The sequence below is a fragment of the Candidatus Hydrothermales bacterium genome (assembly GCA_039630235.1).
Taxonomy (GTDB): Bacteria; Hydrothermota; Hydrothermia; order Hydrothermales; family JAJRUZ01; genus JBCNVI01.
In genome coordinates, this window is sequence record JBCNVI010000082.1 from 1 (window position 1) to 502 (window position 502).

Below are 502 nucleotides of genomic sequence, written 5' to 3' on the forward strand. Positions count from 1 at the left end.
ATAGAGGAATTAAAGAACTCGTTGAAAAAAATAATAGATAAAGTTGGAAAACCGAATTCTTACTACGCCCTCATCTATCTCGATGGCGACAATATGGGGAAATGGCTCGCCGGAGAACTGTTACCAGATATTGAATATTCGTACGCGTCGGAAACCTGGGAAAATTTACCGAATAATTTCAAGAACAAAATAAAAGCAATAAGCCCACGAAAGCTCCTCACACCAGCAATTCACGCCTCTATCTCCACCGCTCTAAGAAATTATGCCTTGGAATTCGTAAGAAAGATAGTAGAAAAAGAGCATCTTGGAAAACTTGTATATGCAGGTGGAGATGATGTCCTCGCTTTTGTTAACCTAAAAGATCTTCTTGATGTCATACATAAGTTAAGGTGGGCTTTTTCAGGAAACATAAAGATAAATTCAAAAGACGAGATCGAAGTGGAGTTAAATAACAATAGTGGTTTTGTGGAAAATGTGGAAAAAGATGAAGAAGGTAATGAAT

The 502-nt window shown here is 37.3% G+C and carries 1 protein-coding gene; it reads left to right on the forward strand.

The window, feature by feature from the left end; translation table 11 throughout:
• Nucleotides 1-21 precede the first annotated feature (21 nt).
• Nucleotides 22-502 (forward strand): type III-B CRISPR-associated protein Cas10/Cmr2 (gene cas10, locus ABDH49_09410; protein MEN3047155.1); only part of this gene is annotated, 481 nt, incomplete at its 3' end.